Here is a 15,337-nt window from a genome sequence, read left to right as displayed (position 1 = left end):
AGCAGTGATAAGAGGAATAACGTAGTCGCATCAGCTTATTTGCCCATCCAAATCTAAGGAGCGATGAACGAATGAACAAAAGGAATATTGCACTGGTCTCAGCGATGCTGGTTACCGCCTTGACGGGCTGCTCTTCTGCAGCTTCTAATGACAGCTCAGCCAATTCCGGCGGGTCCGGTGCTAAACAAGAAACCCTCCGAATTGCTATGGGCTCGCCCGGCGAAGGCTTGATCAAGGTCTGGGAGACGATCGGCAAGGAATTCGAGGCACAGCATCAGGGGATTAAGGTGGAATTCAACTATCAGGACGATGACACGTATCAGACGATTGGATTGCCCAATCTGCTAAGCGGCAAGAACGCTCCTGACCTGTACTTCGAATGGGCCGGACAGCGTCTGCAGACCAGAGTCACGGATGGGTATGCCGCAGATATTACAGACCAGCTGGAGAGCTCCGGACTGAAGGATATGTTCGCCGAAGGGACCTTCAACGGGATGGTGATCGACGGCAAGACGTATATGATTCCCACTGCGGGCGATGTGACGAACGTCATCTTTTACAATAAAAAGGTGTTCAATGATCTGAACCTTCAGCCGCCAGCCACCTGGGAGGAATTCCTGAAGGTATGCGAGACCATTAAGCAGGCAGGCATCACCCCGCTCGTGATCGGCAACTCCGATCTGTGGACGGCAGGCAACTGGGTTGCCCATATCCTGTCCCGGGTTGCGGGCGAGGATGCGTACAGTGAGGCTATGCAGCTGAAGCAGCCGTTCAATTCCCCTGATTTCGTCAAGGCTTATGGTTATGTGAAGGAGCTCTGGGATAAGGGCTATATTAACGAGAATATTACTGCCGCAAGCGACAGTGAAGCGGATATGCTGTTCCTCAACGGCAGCGGTGCTATGCATCCGATCGGCAGTTGGCTGGCTGCGACCGCAGTCGAAGAAACCCCCGACCTTGAGCTAGGCTACTTCAATACACCGGCCATGCCGGACGGCAAGGGCAATCAGGACAGTGTAATCGGCGTACTGAACGGAATGGTGGTCAATAAAAACTCCAAGCTGATCGACGAGGCCATCGAATTCATGAAGCTCTACAGCTCCCCCGAATCCTCCAAAAAGCTCTCTGACGCCGGTGCTGTACCGATTACCAAAGACGGGATCGACAAGGAGACCATGCTCCCGCTCTCGCTCGATTTGAACGATCTGATGGAGAATGCCCCGGTGCTTGTGTCGCCGCCCGATACCGGCTATTCCATTGAGGTCGCCAACGCGCTTAATATGGCCACCTCTAAGGTGATCGGCGGCGCTGAGTCCCCTGAAGCTGCTCTGGCTGAGCTGGAGACCACTATCGCCCCGCTGAAATAACGGTGAGTCCGCCGCAAGGCGGCTTCATCCCGAAAGCGGCAATGAAGGTTTTCCTTGTACATCAAGAATTGGAGGTGGCCCCATGTCCGGCCGAAGCAATAAGCTCTCTCCCTACCTGTTCATCTCTCCTGCCCTCCTGCTGTTTGGTTTTGTGGTACTGGTCCCTGTCCTGATGACGTTCGTATTCAGCTTCTACGACTGGAACGGGATCGGCACGATGCATTTCACCGGCTTCGACAATTACATCCGCGCTTTTCGGGACCAGGTCTACATTAACTCCTACGGACACACGCTGATCTATATTGTTGCTACTGTCCTGGTCGAGGTCATCGCCGGACTCGGACTCGCAGGCTTGATCACGATGGGCCGCAAGGGCAGCGGCATCTTCCGGCTCGCCTTCTTCGTGCCCGTCATGCTGCCGATGATTGTCGTCTCCTACCTGTGGAAGTTCGTCTATAACTCCGATTTCGGCCTAATTAATATTCTGCTGGAGAAAATCGGCCTTGCGAGCTGGACACGCGTCTGGCTGGGCAACCCCGATACCGCGCTGTATGCCATCTGTATCGTGTCCGGCTGGGTGTATGCAGGCTTTTATATGACCATCTTCTATTCCGGTATCCAGCGCATCTCCAAAGAAGTCTATGAATCAGCCTATCTCGATGGTGCCGGGGAAGCCCAGATCTTCTTCAAAATCAAAGTCCCCATGATCCGCAATCTGGTGGAGACAGGCATCATGCTGTGTGTGCTCACCGGCTTCCAGTCCTTCGATCTGTTCTATGTCATGACTAACGGCGGACCTTACAATTCAACCGAGATCGTTACCACCTATCTGGTCAAGGTCGTCTTCACCCATATGAGCATCGGCTACGGCTCCGCGCTGGCTGTCATCATGACGGTTGTGATCGCGGTGATTGGGCTTGTTGCCGGCAGAATAAAAAGGAAGGACTCCGGTGTACTGGAGTATTAGCGGGGAACCCGGAACCTGCAAGCTCTGACATTATGAGAAAGTGAGGGGTAGCCCTTGACGACCACAGCCCTGGATATCAAGAAAAAATCCTATAACAGCGGGGAAGCCGCCAGCCGCAGACCGCTCCCGCATATCCTGTATTATCTGTTCATGATCGTCATTTCCTGCTTCTATGCCTACCCGATCCTCTGGCTGGTGCTCTCCTCCTTCCGGGAGAACCGGGAGATCTTCTCCTCTCCGTTCGCGCTGCCGGAACAACTCAATCTGCAGAACTGGTCCAAAGCCTGGACGGTCGGCAACATGAGCACCTACGCCAGCAACAGTGTAATTGTTACCTCGGTCACCGTTGCGGGCATTCTGCTCTTCGCCAGCCTCGCTGCCTTCGCCTTCAGCAAGCTGCGCTTCCGCGGCAGCAGCCTGCTGATGCTGCTGTTCGTGTTCGGACTGTTCATGCCGCTGCAATCCTTTTTTATTGCGCAGAGCTATATTTTTGAGCAGCTGAATCTGAAGGATTCTTATATGGGCTTAATCCTCCCTTATATCGGCACCGGACTGCCGCTGGCCATCTTCCTGCTCAAGGCATACTTGGACTCGATCCCGAAGGAGCTGCTGGAGGCTGCCCGGATCGACGGCTGCGGTGACTGGCGGATGTACAGCCGAATCGTCCTTCCGCTGCTGGTTCCGAATATGGCTACTGTGGGCATCTTCTCTGCGCTGAATGCCTGGAATGAGCTGCTGCTGGCGATGCTGTACATCCAGGACGACTCCCTGAAGACGATTCCGGTAGGTCTGCTGGCCTTCTCCAGCCGCTATATGACCGACTATAAGCTGCTGTTCTCGGCGCTCGCGATGATTACACTTCCGATGATTATTGTCTACCTCTTCTTCCACCGCTATGTCGTGGCCGGCCTGACAGAAGGGGCGCTGAAGTAAGCTGCTATATAAATTGAACTAATGGTTTTTATGTTTTAGGAGTAACCGTGACTCCAGAGAAGTTTTGGACTTCCGGCCGCTGCCCTTCTGCAGATTTCTTGATTACAAATAGCCCCTTCAGCAGGTATAACCGGAACCATGAATTCATGAGGTTCCAAGTTTATCTGCCCCGAAGGGGCTATGTTGCGTTAACGGATCTGGTAACCCATCCCGGCTTCACTCAAAACCCGCAGCACCCGCCCTCTGGCTCTGGCAATATACTGCCGCACATGCTGCGGGGGAATATTCACAAGCTCCCCGATTTGTTGATCCCCCAGCTCCAGCTTGTATTTGAAGTAGAGCAGATTCCGGTCGCGTTCAGATAATTGCAGCAAAGCTTCCGTAAGCGCTCCTACGGCTTCAGCCTGGATGTAATTCTCTTCTGTCGCGGCTGTAAGATCGGGGATTTGCTCCGCTACATCGTTGTTTAAGCCGGTATAGACCTTCCTGGAACGGCGGGTGCGCCTTCGGATGTGGTCATAGCAATAATGCTTAATGGTGTTGACGACATAAGTGGTGACTTTGCAGCCGTTCAAGGTGCGTAACAAGGGGGTCTTGGGAATCAGCCTGATGAATGCTTCTTGAATGACATCCTCAATAACCTCCTGATCCTTAAGGATGGTATATGCTTTTTTCTTCATTAATGGGTAATGGCTGTCGTATAGATTCTTCAGGAATGTTGTATCATCATCGGGCTCACGGGTGTGCAGAACACGAAGCGAAATTTGTAATCCCTCCCTAAATACACCAAATTCACAGCATTTTATTCATTATACCTTTTCTGATTAGGGTTCGGGCTGGTGAATCCTCTGTACAGCAAAAAGAACGCCAAGGCGCTCTCTTCATCAGCTAATATCATGCCCCTACACTCTCTAGCTATCTACGAAGCCGTGGAAACCATGAGCTTGGCCTTAGCAGCACAACGGTGATCACCACCACTGCTCCCAGCAGCAGCATATTCCAGCGGTCAAAGGTCCGGTAGAACAGATCCGGAGACAGGTACGCTCCGTTCTGATACAGTACGTCATCGATATACCTTGCGAAGGTATGCGTTCCCCGTTCCAGGGTCCAATGCTGCTGGCGCACCGCCGCCCGAAAAGGCTTATTTGCTCTAATCGCTGCGTCCAACACTGCCTCTAAGCTGTCTATTTTGATAAAGTAATACTCTTCGCCTAGTCCAGGACTTGCCGCCTCAGCCGTCTTGAACGGCCGGACATACCGCCAGCCCTGCTCATACGTAGGATAGCTGGTATACCCATACCCTAGCTCATAGAATGAAGACCCCTGTGTCTCCTCTGGAATGGCCTCAATCATCGTCCCTTTGGGGATTTCCAAGGCAGCAGCCGTTTCGTCAGTTGGAATCTCAGTATAATACTGCAGGGACACGGGCGCTTCGATACGATGCGTTAAGGAGTAAGCAGGCTCTGCCATATTACCGGGAAAATAAGAGCGATACGTGCTCAGATCCATTTGCTCCAGCGGAATGCCTTGTTGATAAGGACTGGCTGCTGCCGCAGCCGGGAAATCCTTGCGCAGCTGGTGATTGTGATACCACGCGGACCCTGTCCGGTAGGCCATAACACACAAGAGGATAATGACCGTCATCACGGCACACCACCACAGGAATGGCTTAGAGACTGAGGGAACAGACATGTCATTATCCTCCTTATGGGTACAGTTAACTAATTAGTCTTAACGGTGAAGCCGGCATGCTCCGCATAATAAATAGGGGTCGAATACATGATCTTAGCAGGCCCGCTCGTCGGATTGCTTCTGGCCGTTACAATACCATGCAGCTTATTCGCACTTCCATCCTTCATGTAGACCGGTCCGCCGCTGTCTCCTCCGGCAATGGCATCCGTACCGGAGGAATTCTGCATCAGAGACTGATACAGGCCGTTCACGCGATAGGTATTGAACAAGCCATCGGAGTAGACGACGTTAATGCTCGCTTGCGATACCGTCCCCCATGAATATCCGGTCGTTGCCCCGTATTTGTAGATCGTGGTTCCCACAGGAACCGATGAATAGGTGCCGGTTATGGATACACTTCCATACACTTTGTTCGTCGCCGTATCGCTTCCGGTTAACTTCACCATCGCGAAGTCGCCCAGGGAATCCACGCCAGTCGCACCGACGGCTTGATTCGCACGCTGATAAGCGACCTGTCCTGTCCGGGTCCCTGAATACTGAATATAAGGATATCTCGGAGAGAAGAAGCCCACCTTCTCATTGCTGTGTCCAGCCGTCAGAATGGCATTGCTGCCGCCATAGGTTCCTCCAATACCTACGCTTAATCCCGCACCGTTATCTTCATTGGTAATCCGGTCCCCGCCCCATAACTGGGCTGTACTTACATTAGGCGTTCCCGGCTCAATGCGGACAGGCAGGCTCTCCGTTGTCTTCTGGAGGGTCTGGGGCTGCTCGTTCATCAGCTTATTGTAATCTTCTTCGATCACTGAAACATAGAACTGGTTAGCCTTCCGGTCCACACCATAGCTGCCGATGCTATAATTCTGCTCCTCCAGCTGCTTCGCGACCTGATCTAGACTATTCAGATAATTCAGCGAATATGAAGCGCTTTCAAACGTGACATGCTCTTGATCCTGTGCCCGCTTGATATAATCTGCCTTCAACTCTTCAGAAGGATCTACCAGCATAATAACCAGCTGATCCCCGCTGACATATTCACCTGCATAATGATCGGGGTACACTGGTAAGCCTAGTTCATCCTTATCGAAGCTCTCCCAGAGATTCTGATAGGCCCGAAGGGCCGGCTCCTGCAATTCCATAGCTTGTATAATGGCACGCGGCACAGTATGAGTGAAATCCGCATTACGATCAGCACCAGAAGCAGCGGCACTCATTGGAATCATTAATAATACGAGCATGAGGCCTAGAAAATAACGGAAGTTCTTTTTCAACAAACTCATCCTCTCTTCATCCAGTTTGGTCTACAGTAAAGCGGTTATTCTAACGCTCCTTCCCTCCCTCCGCTATGAATTCTGGCGTTAGTTGTCGAAAGGGCTCGTGCTGTCTATTAATAGATGACGCATAACTCGACTAAATGTAACACATTTTTGAATAATTTTACTTTTAAGCTTCGCATAAAGAAGGCTGCCGGGATTCTCCCGACAGCCTGAGACACTGGCTCTTCACCTATGGGACTAGCGGGAAATCTCGTTCATCCAGCTGTCAGTCGTGGGCGGCCAGTTCCCGGCGGATGTGCCGCTCCCCGGCAATGGCCGCGACCAGCATGGAGGCCGTACACTCAATGTCTCCATAGGTGTTAATCAGTGTATCGATGGACGCAGTATATTCTTTGTGAACAAACGGATGGAAGTGGGAGATGAAAATGATTGGGGTGCCAAGCTTGGTCCAGCCTCCCATCATATTCCGGGCAACCTCCCCATGTAGCCTTGTGACATTCAGACCGTAATCCTGCCGGCTGCCGATTGAACAGAGAATTACATCATAGGTTCCAGGCAGTGCAGCGGTGAACAGCCGGTCCGGCCCGGGATCGATCCATTGCTCCACATGATCAGAATATTTGCCCAGCTCGCTTCTGATCCGCTCGTACATCTCATGATACCGGTCAGCATGGTTCATGATGATGACATGCAGCACTCTTGTCTCGCGCTTCAGCGGATAAGGAACCAGGCCCGCGCGGTCCTTCACCAGTGTCAGACTCTCCGCTACGAAACGCTCCGCCAAACGCGCGATCGCATCGCGGTCAGGCTGCTCCCGTTCCTGCACCGGTACAGAATCTGCGGCAGTCAATCCCATCTGCTCCTTCAGTGAGAGCACCCGGCACGCGCGGTCGATTAATGTCTTCCGCGTCAGCTTGCCTTCAGTGTGCCGGCGCTCCATTTCAAGGTAGAAGCGCTCTTCGATCCTGGGAAACAGCAGCATATCGCAGCCATTCTCCAGTGCCGCCGCACAGGCATCATAGTAATTCATGAATCCTGCAATTCCGCCCATCTCCATCGCATCGGTCACGATCAGCCCCTGGAAGCCCAGTTCTCCGCGCAGCAAATCCTGCAGCAGGGCGGCCGGAGGATAGATGCCCCGCTCATCCGGGCTATCGAAGGCCGGCAATGCGATATGTCCGGGCATCACCGCCATCGCGCCGGAATCAATTAACTCCCTGAACACCCGGCCCGGCCCCTGACGCCATTCCTCCGGTGACAGACGGTTGACAGGTGTCGTCAGATGCTGGTCTAGCGTATCATATCCGTCTCCGGGGAAGTGCTTAATCGTCGCCATCATTCCGTTGTCCTGCAGCCCCCGCATATACGCCCCGGCGATCTTGACGATCTGCTCCGGTCTCTGTCCGGCGCTGCGGCTGGAGACCACCGGGCTGTCGGGGTCCATGGCCTGATCCGCTACAGGAGAGAAGGTCCAGTTATAGCCGAGCTGCCCGGCCTCCAACGCTGCTGCCCGGCCAACTTCATACGCAAGCCCGGGTGAATCCGCCTGGCTGATCCCCATCATATGAGGGAACCGCTGCGCTCCCTGGATCATATCGCCGGGGCCATTCTCCAGATCACTCACAATAAATGGAGGGATTGCGCAAGCCGAGCGAAACGACGCAATCTCCTCCTTGAGGTCTGCCTTATCTCCCGAGAAGAAGAACATTGCTCCAAATTCAGACATCTGCTTCCCGATCCGGGCGTTGGTTGGACAACATACCTGATTCAACAGCCTGCGGAAATCCCACTCTTCCACCATCTCACGCATACGCGGGGATGGCTCAATGATATATTTCATTCCTGATGATCCTCCTTTGGGCTTAGGGGTACGGCCTTGCTCTGCTTCAAGCCGGCTGCTGTCCGGTATTCCAGTGGAGATATTCCCTCTGCTTCCCGGAAGAGCTTGTTGAAGTGCTTCGGATTCTCGAAGCCGACCTTTGCGCTAATCTCGTATACTTTATCATTGCTGTCCTTCAGCAGCTCCTTTGCCTTGGCCAGCCTAAGCTTTTTGATATACTGAATGAAGCTCATTCCTGTATATTCCTTGAAGGCCGAGCTGAAATAGGAGTAATTGAAAGAGACATGATTCGACACCATCGTCAGATTGAAATCGCTGCGGTCATAATTCTGTTCAATGAACTGAAGGGCTGTTTCCATCTCCTTCTGGTTGAGATGAGCCGATCTGATTCCTTTGATGAAATCATTCATTCGATCCAGGAGGTTCTCGACCCCGTGATAGTAATCTTGGAAATGCGGAGAGTTGTACAGATCCCCAATCTGCCGGTACACTCTGATAATGTCTGCCGCTTCCTTGCCATAAATATTAAAGGCCCTGTCAAAAATCTGCTCGTTGATACACGTGCTTATCTGCTCTATATAGGAAATGTCATATTGGAGCATTCTCCGGTAATCCAGCACCTGTGACAGCAGCAGCTTCATCTCCTGTTCACGGCCAGTGCCCAGCATGTTGCCGATCTTTACGATCTGCTCCGCCGGAATCTCGAAGTCTCTGGGCTTATCCATGATCTGACTGTAACGGATACGGCCGGTTGACGAGGTTAGAAAAAAATACCGCAGCGCCTTCAATGCCTGCGCATAAGCAGTCTTGAAGTCTTCCGCCCGGGCCATCCATTCACTGCTGCCCATCTGACATGACAGAATCCGGTCTTGTCCAAGATACTCCGAGAGCTCTCCCAGCCGCTGTCCGTCACGGATCACGACCAGCGATCTTCCCTCCTTGTCCTGAAAGTGATATTCCTCTCTATGGACAAATTCTTGAATGCGCGAATACAGCGCGCCTCCCCCGTCCGTTCTGCCGTTAGCTTCAGCTTCCTGAATAAGCAGGATGAAATATCCAGACTCCAGATTCTGGATTCCGGCACGGTCCAGCCGTTCACTTAATTCTGCTCCTGCAATATCCTTGTTCATCAGAATATAGTGCATTTCATTTTGCCGGTAATCCTGCTCCCTCTGCGCTGCCTTGCTCAGGATGCCGCCGATTGCCTGCTCCCGCTGCAGCGCCTGCTCCAGCCGGGAGAACGTCTGGAACAGCTCACTGCGTATAATCGGTTTCAATAGATAGTCCCTGACCTCGTAGCGGATCGCTTGCTTGGCATATTCGAAATCATCGTAGCCGCTGATAATGACCACAACAGGCCGGTGCTCAAGCTGCTGGACACGCTCAATCAAGGTGATACCGTCCATGACCGGCATCCGGATATCGGTCATCATAATATCGAAGGACTCTTCACTGAGCAACTGCAGTGCTTCCTCCCCGTCCTCAGCCGAGAAGTACCGGTACGCGCCAGGATACTCCCGCTCCAGCATAACCCGGATCCCGAGGCGGATATTCTCCTCGTCATCTACAATCAGCACGTTACGTGTCATTCCGCCAGTCCTCCCGAAAGAATCAAATAAGGAACCTTAAGGGTCACCTTGGTGTACTCCCCTTCCACACTGTCCAGCCATAGTCCGCTGGCCTTACCATAATGCAGCTGGATACGCATATGAACATTCCGCAGCCCGATGCCGCTTCCCGAAGCGTCAAATGCAGAAGCAGTCTTCTGCCCCCCGCTCACGTTAACATGAGGCGAATCCACCGCCGTAGCCGCCGGCTCCAGCTGAAAGGCCCGATTGAGGTTATCCAGGCGTTCGGCAGCAATCCCGGCCCCGTTATCCCGGATTTCTACATACATGAACCCGTCCTGCTCGTAGGCATGAATCACGATGATCAACCCGCGTCTGCGCAAGCCGGGGCCGTTCATTCCGTATTTGAGCGCATTCTCTACAATCGGCTGCAGCGACATCTTCAGAATCTCCTGCTGACGGTATTGGTGCGGAACATCAAGGCGCAGCTCCAGTCTGCCGCTGTAACGGACATTCATCACCGCCACATAATTCTGAATATGCTGGATCTCCTCATACAACCGCACATAGTGTGTCGTCCAGTGCAAATTATAGCGCAGCATTGCTCCAAGAGAGGTTAATGTATCTGAAATGACCAGCTGTCCCTCGATTTCTGCCAGCATTTTCAGATTCTCCAGTGTATTGTACAGAAAATGGGCATCGATCTGGTTCTTGAGGGAATTCAGCTCCGCCTCCTGCGCCGAGGCCTGCTTGTTAACGGCTTCCGCGATCAGCTCATTGATCTTACTCAGCATCTGGCGGATGTGATTACCGAGCTCGCCCACCTCATCGCCCCCAAGCTGAGGAATCTCCACATTGAAGTCGCCCTGACGGACCTTCTTCATGGAATCGCGCAGCAGATGCAGCCGCTTCAAGATCACAGACAGCAGCTTATACGTAATCAGCGAGAGAATCAGTACCAGCAGCAGAGTCGCCCCGCCGATAGCCAGTCGGGTTACATTCATATCATTGTAGGACGATTCGAGCGACACCACGCTCAGCAGCTTGATATCCAGCCTCTCGATGCCGGTATAGACACACAAATACGGAATACCCTCATGGGTAAACCGGAAGTTCCCTTCGCTTCCCCGGGCGTTAAGTGCAACCTGGCGTTGAATGTCTTCCGGAGCTATTTTATCGTAAAAGGCAGAGCCCCCGTTATAATACAGCTGCGAGCTGCGGTCAATCGCAAGCACCTGCGTAGAAGTCTCCTGCAGATTACCGTATATATTGGAGAAGAACACATCCAGCCGCATATTGACCTGCAGCAGCGCCAAGTGCTGATCAAGCGGGTATTTGATCTCCCGGATCAGACTGGCAAAATTCATTTGATTCTGGCGCTCCCCCTCTACGCTGCCGCGCAGCTCCCCGGGCCCCCGGTAGATCGTCCACCATGACGCCTCCGGCTGTGCATAGAACGCATTCACCCAGTCCTCACCGGCGATACGGTGCTCGCTATAAATAATCGGCCAGATCTCACGGGCATACTTATTGCCGGTAAAGAAACGCAAATTGCTGATGTTCGGATTGTTGTACATGATATACTGCAGGTTATGGTACGAATGCGTATTAAAATTAATCAGCTCTTCCGCTGTGAAGTCCCGGTTGCTGAGCAGATAGTCCAGCACTTCCTTGTCGGACTGCGCAAGCTGCGAAGTAAGCTCCATCGTCTTCATATGATTGAGAATATTGTTCTTCTCCGTATTCAGGAAGTACTCGTTCTTATTCACAATGCTCGTAATGCTGTTCTGGTAGTTGGCATCAAGAATATAGAAGGAGAATACCGTGGTCGGGATCAGAATAACGAGAATATATGTCAAGATCAGCTTGGCCTGAATGGACAGTCTTCCGATGCGGCTGCTGAATGACCGGAGCTTGCCGGTGAAATACGTCCTCATTACTCATCCCCCCGCTTCTTAAGTAGTGTACAGCTCCGGACAGAACCGGACATGACGAAACCTGGGGAGCCGGCGCTATGCGTCCGATCTGCCCCAGGCATAGGCTATCCTATTCGCTTAAGGTCTGTTATTTCCCGAGCTTGGCAGCGTTCTGTTCAAACGCCGCTTGCTGGAAGGCCTGGATTTTATCCAGATCATGATCCTTGCGGTATTGCTGGAACTCCTTCCATGCGGCATCGAATTCAGCCTCCGAACCGGCCAGAATCAGCTTAGGCAGCGTCTTGCCCCATTGAGTGTTCGCCCTGTCGAGTTCTATCCCTTCCGGGGAAGAGGCCGCCGGATCAAGATTCGCATAGATGGAATTGTCTACCACTTTGCCGCGGGTCCAGTCCTCCGGCTGCTTAGCCGGCTCCACCGAAGCAGGAGCCCATTTCAGGCTGAGCGCAGGGTCCATCATCATCCAGAACGTATAGGAAGCACCGTAGGTTTTGGCAAAAGAAGAACGGTCATTGTTATACATATCCAGCACTTGCGGCAGGAATTGGTCTTTCCCGTCAATCGTATCATACGTAACGCCTTTCTCGCCAAAGAAGAGATCCTTGTTGCCTTCTTCACTGATGAGATACGTTAAGAACCGGATGGCTCTCTCCTTGTCCTTCACGTTCTTCGAGATCAGGGTCAGCGTCCAGCCCGCAATGGATGGCCCGCTCAGCTTCGGCTGATCGAGCTTGGAATTCGCTGGTCCGTCAACGGCAATATATACGGAATTCGGGTCCTGCTGATACCGGGTAATGTTCTGGTTCTGCAGATCAGAGCGCGGGAACATCATGGCAAAATAACGGCCTTGCGTGATTTTCTCTTCCATTTGCGGACGCTTGTCAATGAAGATATCCTTAGCGATCAGGCCCTGTTCATTGGCCTCACGGAATGTCTTCAGCCAGCGGATATATTCCGGGTCGGTGGAGCGGTCATACAGCTTGCCGTCTTGTTCATACGGAATAGCCAGGAAATCCATCAGGTTCGTTCCGAACGACCCATTGCCCGTATCTGTAAACTCCTGTGTGCCAAATGGAATGAGCGGCTGGCCGTTCACCTCCGGGAATTTCTCCTTGGCCGCCTTGAGGGCGTTCAAGAAGCCTTCCGGTGTTCTCATATCCGGCTTGCCGATCGCTTCATAGATATCCTTGCGCACAAGGAACGTGTTAACCGAATTGAAGTTATCGCCATACTTCTTGAAATCGGACGGAGAGCTGGACTGATTCGGATAGCCGTAGACGTTCCCGTCCTTCTCCGTGTACCATTTCAGCTTGTCCGGGTCCGCAGTCTTGAAGAAATAGGGATCATATTGCTCTGCAAGCTCATTTAGCGGCAGCACGAGACCGCCTTGAATCATTTTATCAATCGAATCCGAGCTCCAGTCCAGCGTGATGAAGTCAGGCAGATTGTTGGAGGCGATCATCGTATTCAGCTTCTCATTCTCATTCCCGGCTGGAACAATGAAGTTAATATTTACGCCGGTTTTCTTCGTAATGTATTGGGTCGTCTTGTCTACACCCCATTTGTCGGCAAACCAGGAGTAATTAAGATACCAGTCGAAGGTGATGGGCTCTGCCCAGCTCTTCCAGCCCGGCTCATCTGCGTTGACTACTTGCGTATTACTAGAGGATGCCGGGTTGTTATTGCCGGATTTCGCGGCATCGCCCTTGTTATCCGCACCGCCTCCACATGCAGTCAGGCCAACAGTAAGCGCCAATGCGGTGAGAGATGACAGCCATTTTGCCGTTTTAACCATGAATGAATTCCCCTTTTCATCTATTGTTCTATCTTAACCCTTAATCGAACCAATCATCATCCCCTTGACAAAATACTTCTGCAGGAACGGATACACGATGATAATCGGAACGGTTGTAACCACCATTGTCGCCAGCTTGACCGATTGGGAAGTCACTGACTTCTGAATATTGCCGGCCATCGCGGACACCATCTGGTTGGAGCTCGATTCCGCAACGACCCGGTACAAGTAGGTCTGGATCGGCTGCAGATCAGAATTGTTGATATAGATCACGCCGGCAAAATAGTCATTCCATTGATACACGCCGTGGAACAAGGCGATCGTAGCGATAACCGGCATGGATATGGGAATAATGATCTGCAGGAAGATTCTAAGCTCATTCGCACCGTCAATTTCGGCCGCTTCCTCAAGCCCCTTGGGAATCTCACGGAAGAAGGACATGAAGATGATCAGATCATAGAAGCTGAACGCAGCCGGGAGAATATACACCCAGAAGCTGTCCAGTAGTCCAAGATCACGGATCAGCAGATAGGTTGGAATGAGACCGCCTCCAAAGAAAAGCGTGACCGTACCCATAATCATGTACCACTTGCGCCCGATCAGTTCTTGACGGGACAAGGCGTAAGCGACCATCGCCGTGAAGAAGACGTGAATGACCGTACCCACTACGGTTTTGGCCACGGTGACCCCCATTGCCAGCATAATGCCATTATTGTTGAACACAGCCCTGTAGTTGTCGAGACTGAACACCCTGGGCCACCAATAAATATTGCCCAGCATCGCATCCATACCCTCATTGAAGGAATTGACCAGTACATACCACACGGGATACAGGGTAACAAAGCAGATAAGCAGCATAAGTAAATTGTTGAACAGATCAAAGGCCATTTCGGCTCCCGTTCTTCGTTTCAATCGGAACATTGGTGAATCTCCTTCCTTGCTTGATTAGAACAGCGACGTGTTATTGATCCGCTTGGTGACGCTGTTGCTGATCAGCAGCAGGACAAGCGCAATGACCGACTTCACCAGACTTACCGCTGTAGAGTAAGAGAATCGGGCGTTCTGCAGACCCGTCTGGTAAATGTAAATGTCGATGACACTACTCGCACTCTCATTGAGTGAATTACGAAGGACCATGATCTGATCGAAATTCGAGTTAAGTATGCCGCTGACGGCCAGAATGAACAGAATGGACACCGTTCCGGCGATAGAAGGAAGCGTAATATTTCGGATGCGCTGGAGGCGCCCGGCCCCGTCGATCTTGGCGGCTTCATACAGCTCAGGTGAGATCCCTGAGATCGCCGCAAGATAGATGATCGCTGACCACCCCAATTCCTTCCAAATGCTGGAGGTCACAGCAATGCCCCAGAAATACTTCGGCTCGGCAAGGAAGCTGACTGGCTCCTGAATAAGATGCAGCTTCATCAGCAGCTGGTTAATAATGCCTACATCTGCAAGCCAGGTCGTCAGTATCCCGCCAAGAATAACCCAGGACAGAAAATACGGTAAATATGAAATAGTCTGAACACTTTTCTGGAAGCGGATAGACCGCATCTCATTGAGCAGAATAGCGAACAGAATCGGCAGCGGAAACCCGATTAACAGCCGCAGCAGGCTGATGCCAAGTGTGTTCTTGATTACGTACCCCAGATTCTCATCTTCAAAGAACTCCCGGAAATGCTCCAGTCCCGCCCAAGGGGCACTTGCAATTGAGCCGATAATGTCGTAATTTTTGAAAGCGATGACAATTCCATACATAGGTACATAGTTGAATACGATCATCCAGGCCACACCGAGCAAGGCCATGACCTGCAGATAACGTTGTCTATACATTCTGCGCAGGATTCCCCGTCTTTTTTGTATACCGGGGGCCGTTACAGCCTCCACTCCCGCCTTCATCCCATCACATCCCCCTGATTCAAGTAGTTAACTCCAGCTGTACCCCCATTGTAGAGCAAGCTCCC

The 15,337-nt window shown here is 52.1% G+C and carries 12 protein-coding genes; 3 read left to right on the top strand and 9 right to left on the bottom strand.

All coding sequences use genetic code 11. The features are described from left to right. Positions 1 to 71: 71 nt before the first annotated feature. The 3 genes from K1558_RS22910 (at position 72) to K1558_RS22900 (ending at position 3,267) form a co-directional block, all read left to right on the top strand. Positions 72 to 1,367, top strand: a complete 1,296-nt coding sequence (locus K1558_RS22910) for an ABC transporter substrate-binding protein (protein WP_238654038.1) — start codon at positions 72 to 74, stop codon at positions 1,365 to 1,367. An 82-nt stretch (positions 1,368 to 1,449) separates the two neighbouring features. Then, entirely contained in the window at positions 1,450 to 2,334 is an 885-nt protein-coding gene (locus K1558_RS22905) for a carbohydrate ABC transporter permease (RefSeq protein WP_238654036.1), read from the top strand. 54 nt (positions 2,335 to 2,388) lie between these two features. Continuing rightward, positions 2,389 to 3,267, top strand: a complete 879-nt coding sequence (locus K1558_RS22900; protein ID WP_238654033.1) for a carbohydrate ABC transporter permease — start codon at positions 2,389 to 2,391, stop codon at positions 3,265 to 3,267. A gap of 188 nt (positions 3,268 to 3,455) precedes the next feature. Here K1558_RS22900 and K1558_RS22895 read toward each other — a convergent pair whose 3' ends face one another. The 9 genes from K1558_RS22895 to K1558_RS22855 form a co-directional block, all read right to left on the bottom strand. Continuing rightward, positions 3,456 to 3,980, bottom strand: coding sequence for an RNA polymerase sigma factor (locus K1558_RS22895; protein WP_274528725.1), 525 nt, complete (start codon positions 3,978 to 3,980; stop codon positions 3,456 to 3,458). Positions 3,981 to 4,182: 202 nt separating this feature from the next. Then, positions 4,183 to 4,959: a hypothetical protein gene (locus tag K1558_RS22890; protein ID WP_238654029.1), complete on the bottom strand. Its 777-nt coding sequence runs from the start codon at positions 4,957 to 4,959 to the stop codon at positions 4,183 to 4,185. A gap of 29 nt (positions 4,960 to 4,988) precedes the next feature. Continuing rightward, entirely contained in the window at positions 4,989 to 6,239 is a 1,251-nt protein-coding gene (locus K1558_RS22885) for a S1 family peptidase (protein WP_238654028.1), read from the bottom strand. A 262-nt stretch (positions 6,240 to 6,501) separates the two neighbouring features. Beyond that, on the bottom strand, positions 6,502 to 8,076 hold the full coding sequence (locus K1558_RS22880; protein WP_238654026.1) for a glycoside hydrolase family 3 protein: 1,575 nt from the start codon (positions 8,074 to 8,076) through the stop codon (positions 6,502 to 6,504). Further along, on the bottom strand, positions 8,073 to 9,665 hold the full coding sequence (locus K1558_RS22875) for a response regulator transcription factor (RefSeq protein WP_238654024.1): 1,593 nt from the start codon (positions 9,663 to 9,665) through the stop codon (positions 8,073 to 8,075). The genes K1558_RS22880 and K1558_RS22875 overlap by 4 nt, the downstream gene beginning before the upstream one ends. Beyond that, positions 9,662 to 11,581 carry a sensor histidine kinase gene (locus K1558_RS22870; RefSeq protein WP_238654022.1) on the bottom strand — a complete coding sequence of 640 codons (1,920 nt, stop codon included), beginning with the start codon at positions 11,579 to 11,581 and terminating at the stop codon, positions 9,662 to 9,664. Before K1558_RS22870 ends, K1558_RS22875 begins: the two co-directional genes overlap by 4 nt. 127 nt (positions 11,582 to 11,708) lie before the next feature. After that, positions 11,709 to 13,373, bottom strand: a complete 1,665-nt coding sequence (locus K1558_RS22865; protein ID WP_238654020.1) for a type 2 periplasmic-binding domain-containing protein — start codon at positions 13,371 to 13,373, stop codon at positions 11,709 to 11,711. Between the two features lie 33 nt (positions 13,374 to 13,406). Then, complete coding sequence (locus K1558_RS22860) at positions 13,407 to 14,294, bottom strand: carbohydrate ABC transporter permease (RefSeq protein ID WP_238654018.1); 888 nt, start codon at positions 14,292 to 14,294, stop codon at positions 13,407 to 13,409. Between the two features lie 24 nt (positions 14,295 to 14,318). Next, on the bottom strand, positions 14,319 to 15,272 hold the full coding sequence (locus K1558_RS22855; RefSeq protein ID WP_238654016.1) for an ABC transporter permease: 954 nt from the start codon (positions 15,270 to 15,272) through the stop codon (positions 14,319 to 14,321). Positions 15,273 to 15,337 lie beyond the last annotated feature (65 nt).

It is taken from the genome of Paenibacillus piscarius (assembly GCF_022234545.1).
Classification (GTDB): Bacteria; Bacillota; Bacilli; order Paenibacillales; family Paenibacillaceae; genus Paenibacillus_AQ; species Paenibacillus_AQ piscarius.
This window is presented reverse-complemented; position numbering and strand designations above follow the sequence as displayed.

Excerpts from the sequence above, each read along its gene's own strand:
- K1558_RS22890 (WP_238654029.1), bottom strand. The coding sequence starts at position 4,959 with ATGTCTGTTCCCTCAGTCTCTAAGCCATTCCTGTGGTGGTGTGCCGTG.
- K1558_RS22865 (WP_238654020.1), bottom strand. The coding sequence starts at position 13,373 with ATGGTTAAAACGGCAAAATGGCTGTCATCTCTCACCGCATTGGCGCTT.
- K1558_RS22855 (WP_238654016.1), bottom strand. The coding sequence starts at position 15,272 with ATGAAGGCGGGAGTGGAGGCTGTAACGGCCCCCGGTATACAAAAAAGA.
- K1558_RS22860 (WP_238654018.1), bottom strand. The coding sequence starts at position 14,294 with ATGTTCCGATTGAAACGAAGAACGGGAGCCGAAATGGCCTTTGATCTG.
- K1558_RS22885 (WP_238654028.1), bottom strand. The coding sequence starts at position 6,239 with ATGAGTTTGTTGAAAAAGAACTTCCGTTATTTTCTAGGCCTCATGCTC.
- K1558_RS22910 (WP_238654038.1), top strand. The coding sequence starts at position 72 with ATGAACAAAAGGAATATTGCACTGGTCTCAGCGATGCTGGTTACCGCC.
- K1558_RS22880 (WP_238654026.1), bottom strand. The coding sequence starts at position 8,076 with ATGAAATATATCATTGAGCCATCCCCGCGTATGCGTGAGATGGTGGAA.
- K1558_RS22905 (WP_238654036.1), top strand. The coding sequence starts at position 1,450 with ATGTCCGGCCGAAGCAATAAGCTCTCTCCCTACCTGTTCATCTCTCCT.
- K1558_RS22870 (WP_238654022.1), bottom strand. The coding sequence starts at position 11,581 with ATGAGGACGTATTTCACCGGCAAGCTCCGGTCATTCAGCAGCCGCATC.
- K1558_RS22875 (WP_238654024.1), bottom strand. The coding sequence starts at position 9,665 with ATGACACGTAACGTGCTGATTGTAGATGACGAGGAGAATATCCGCCTC.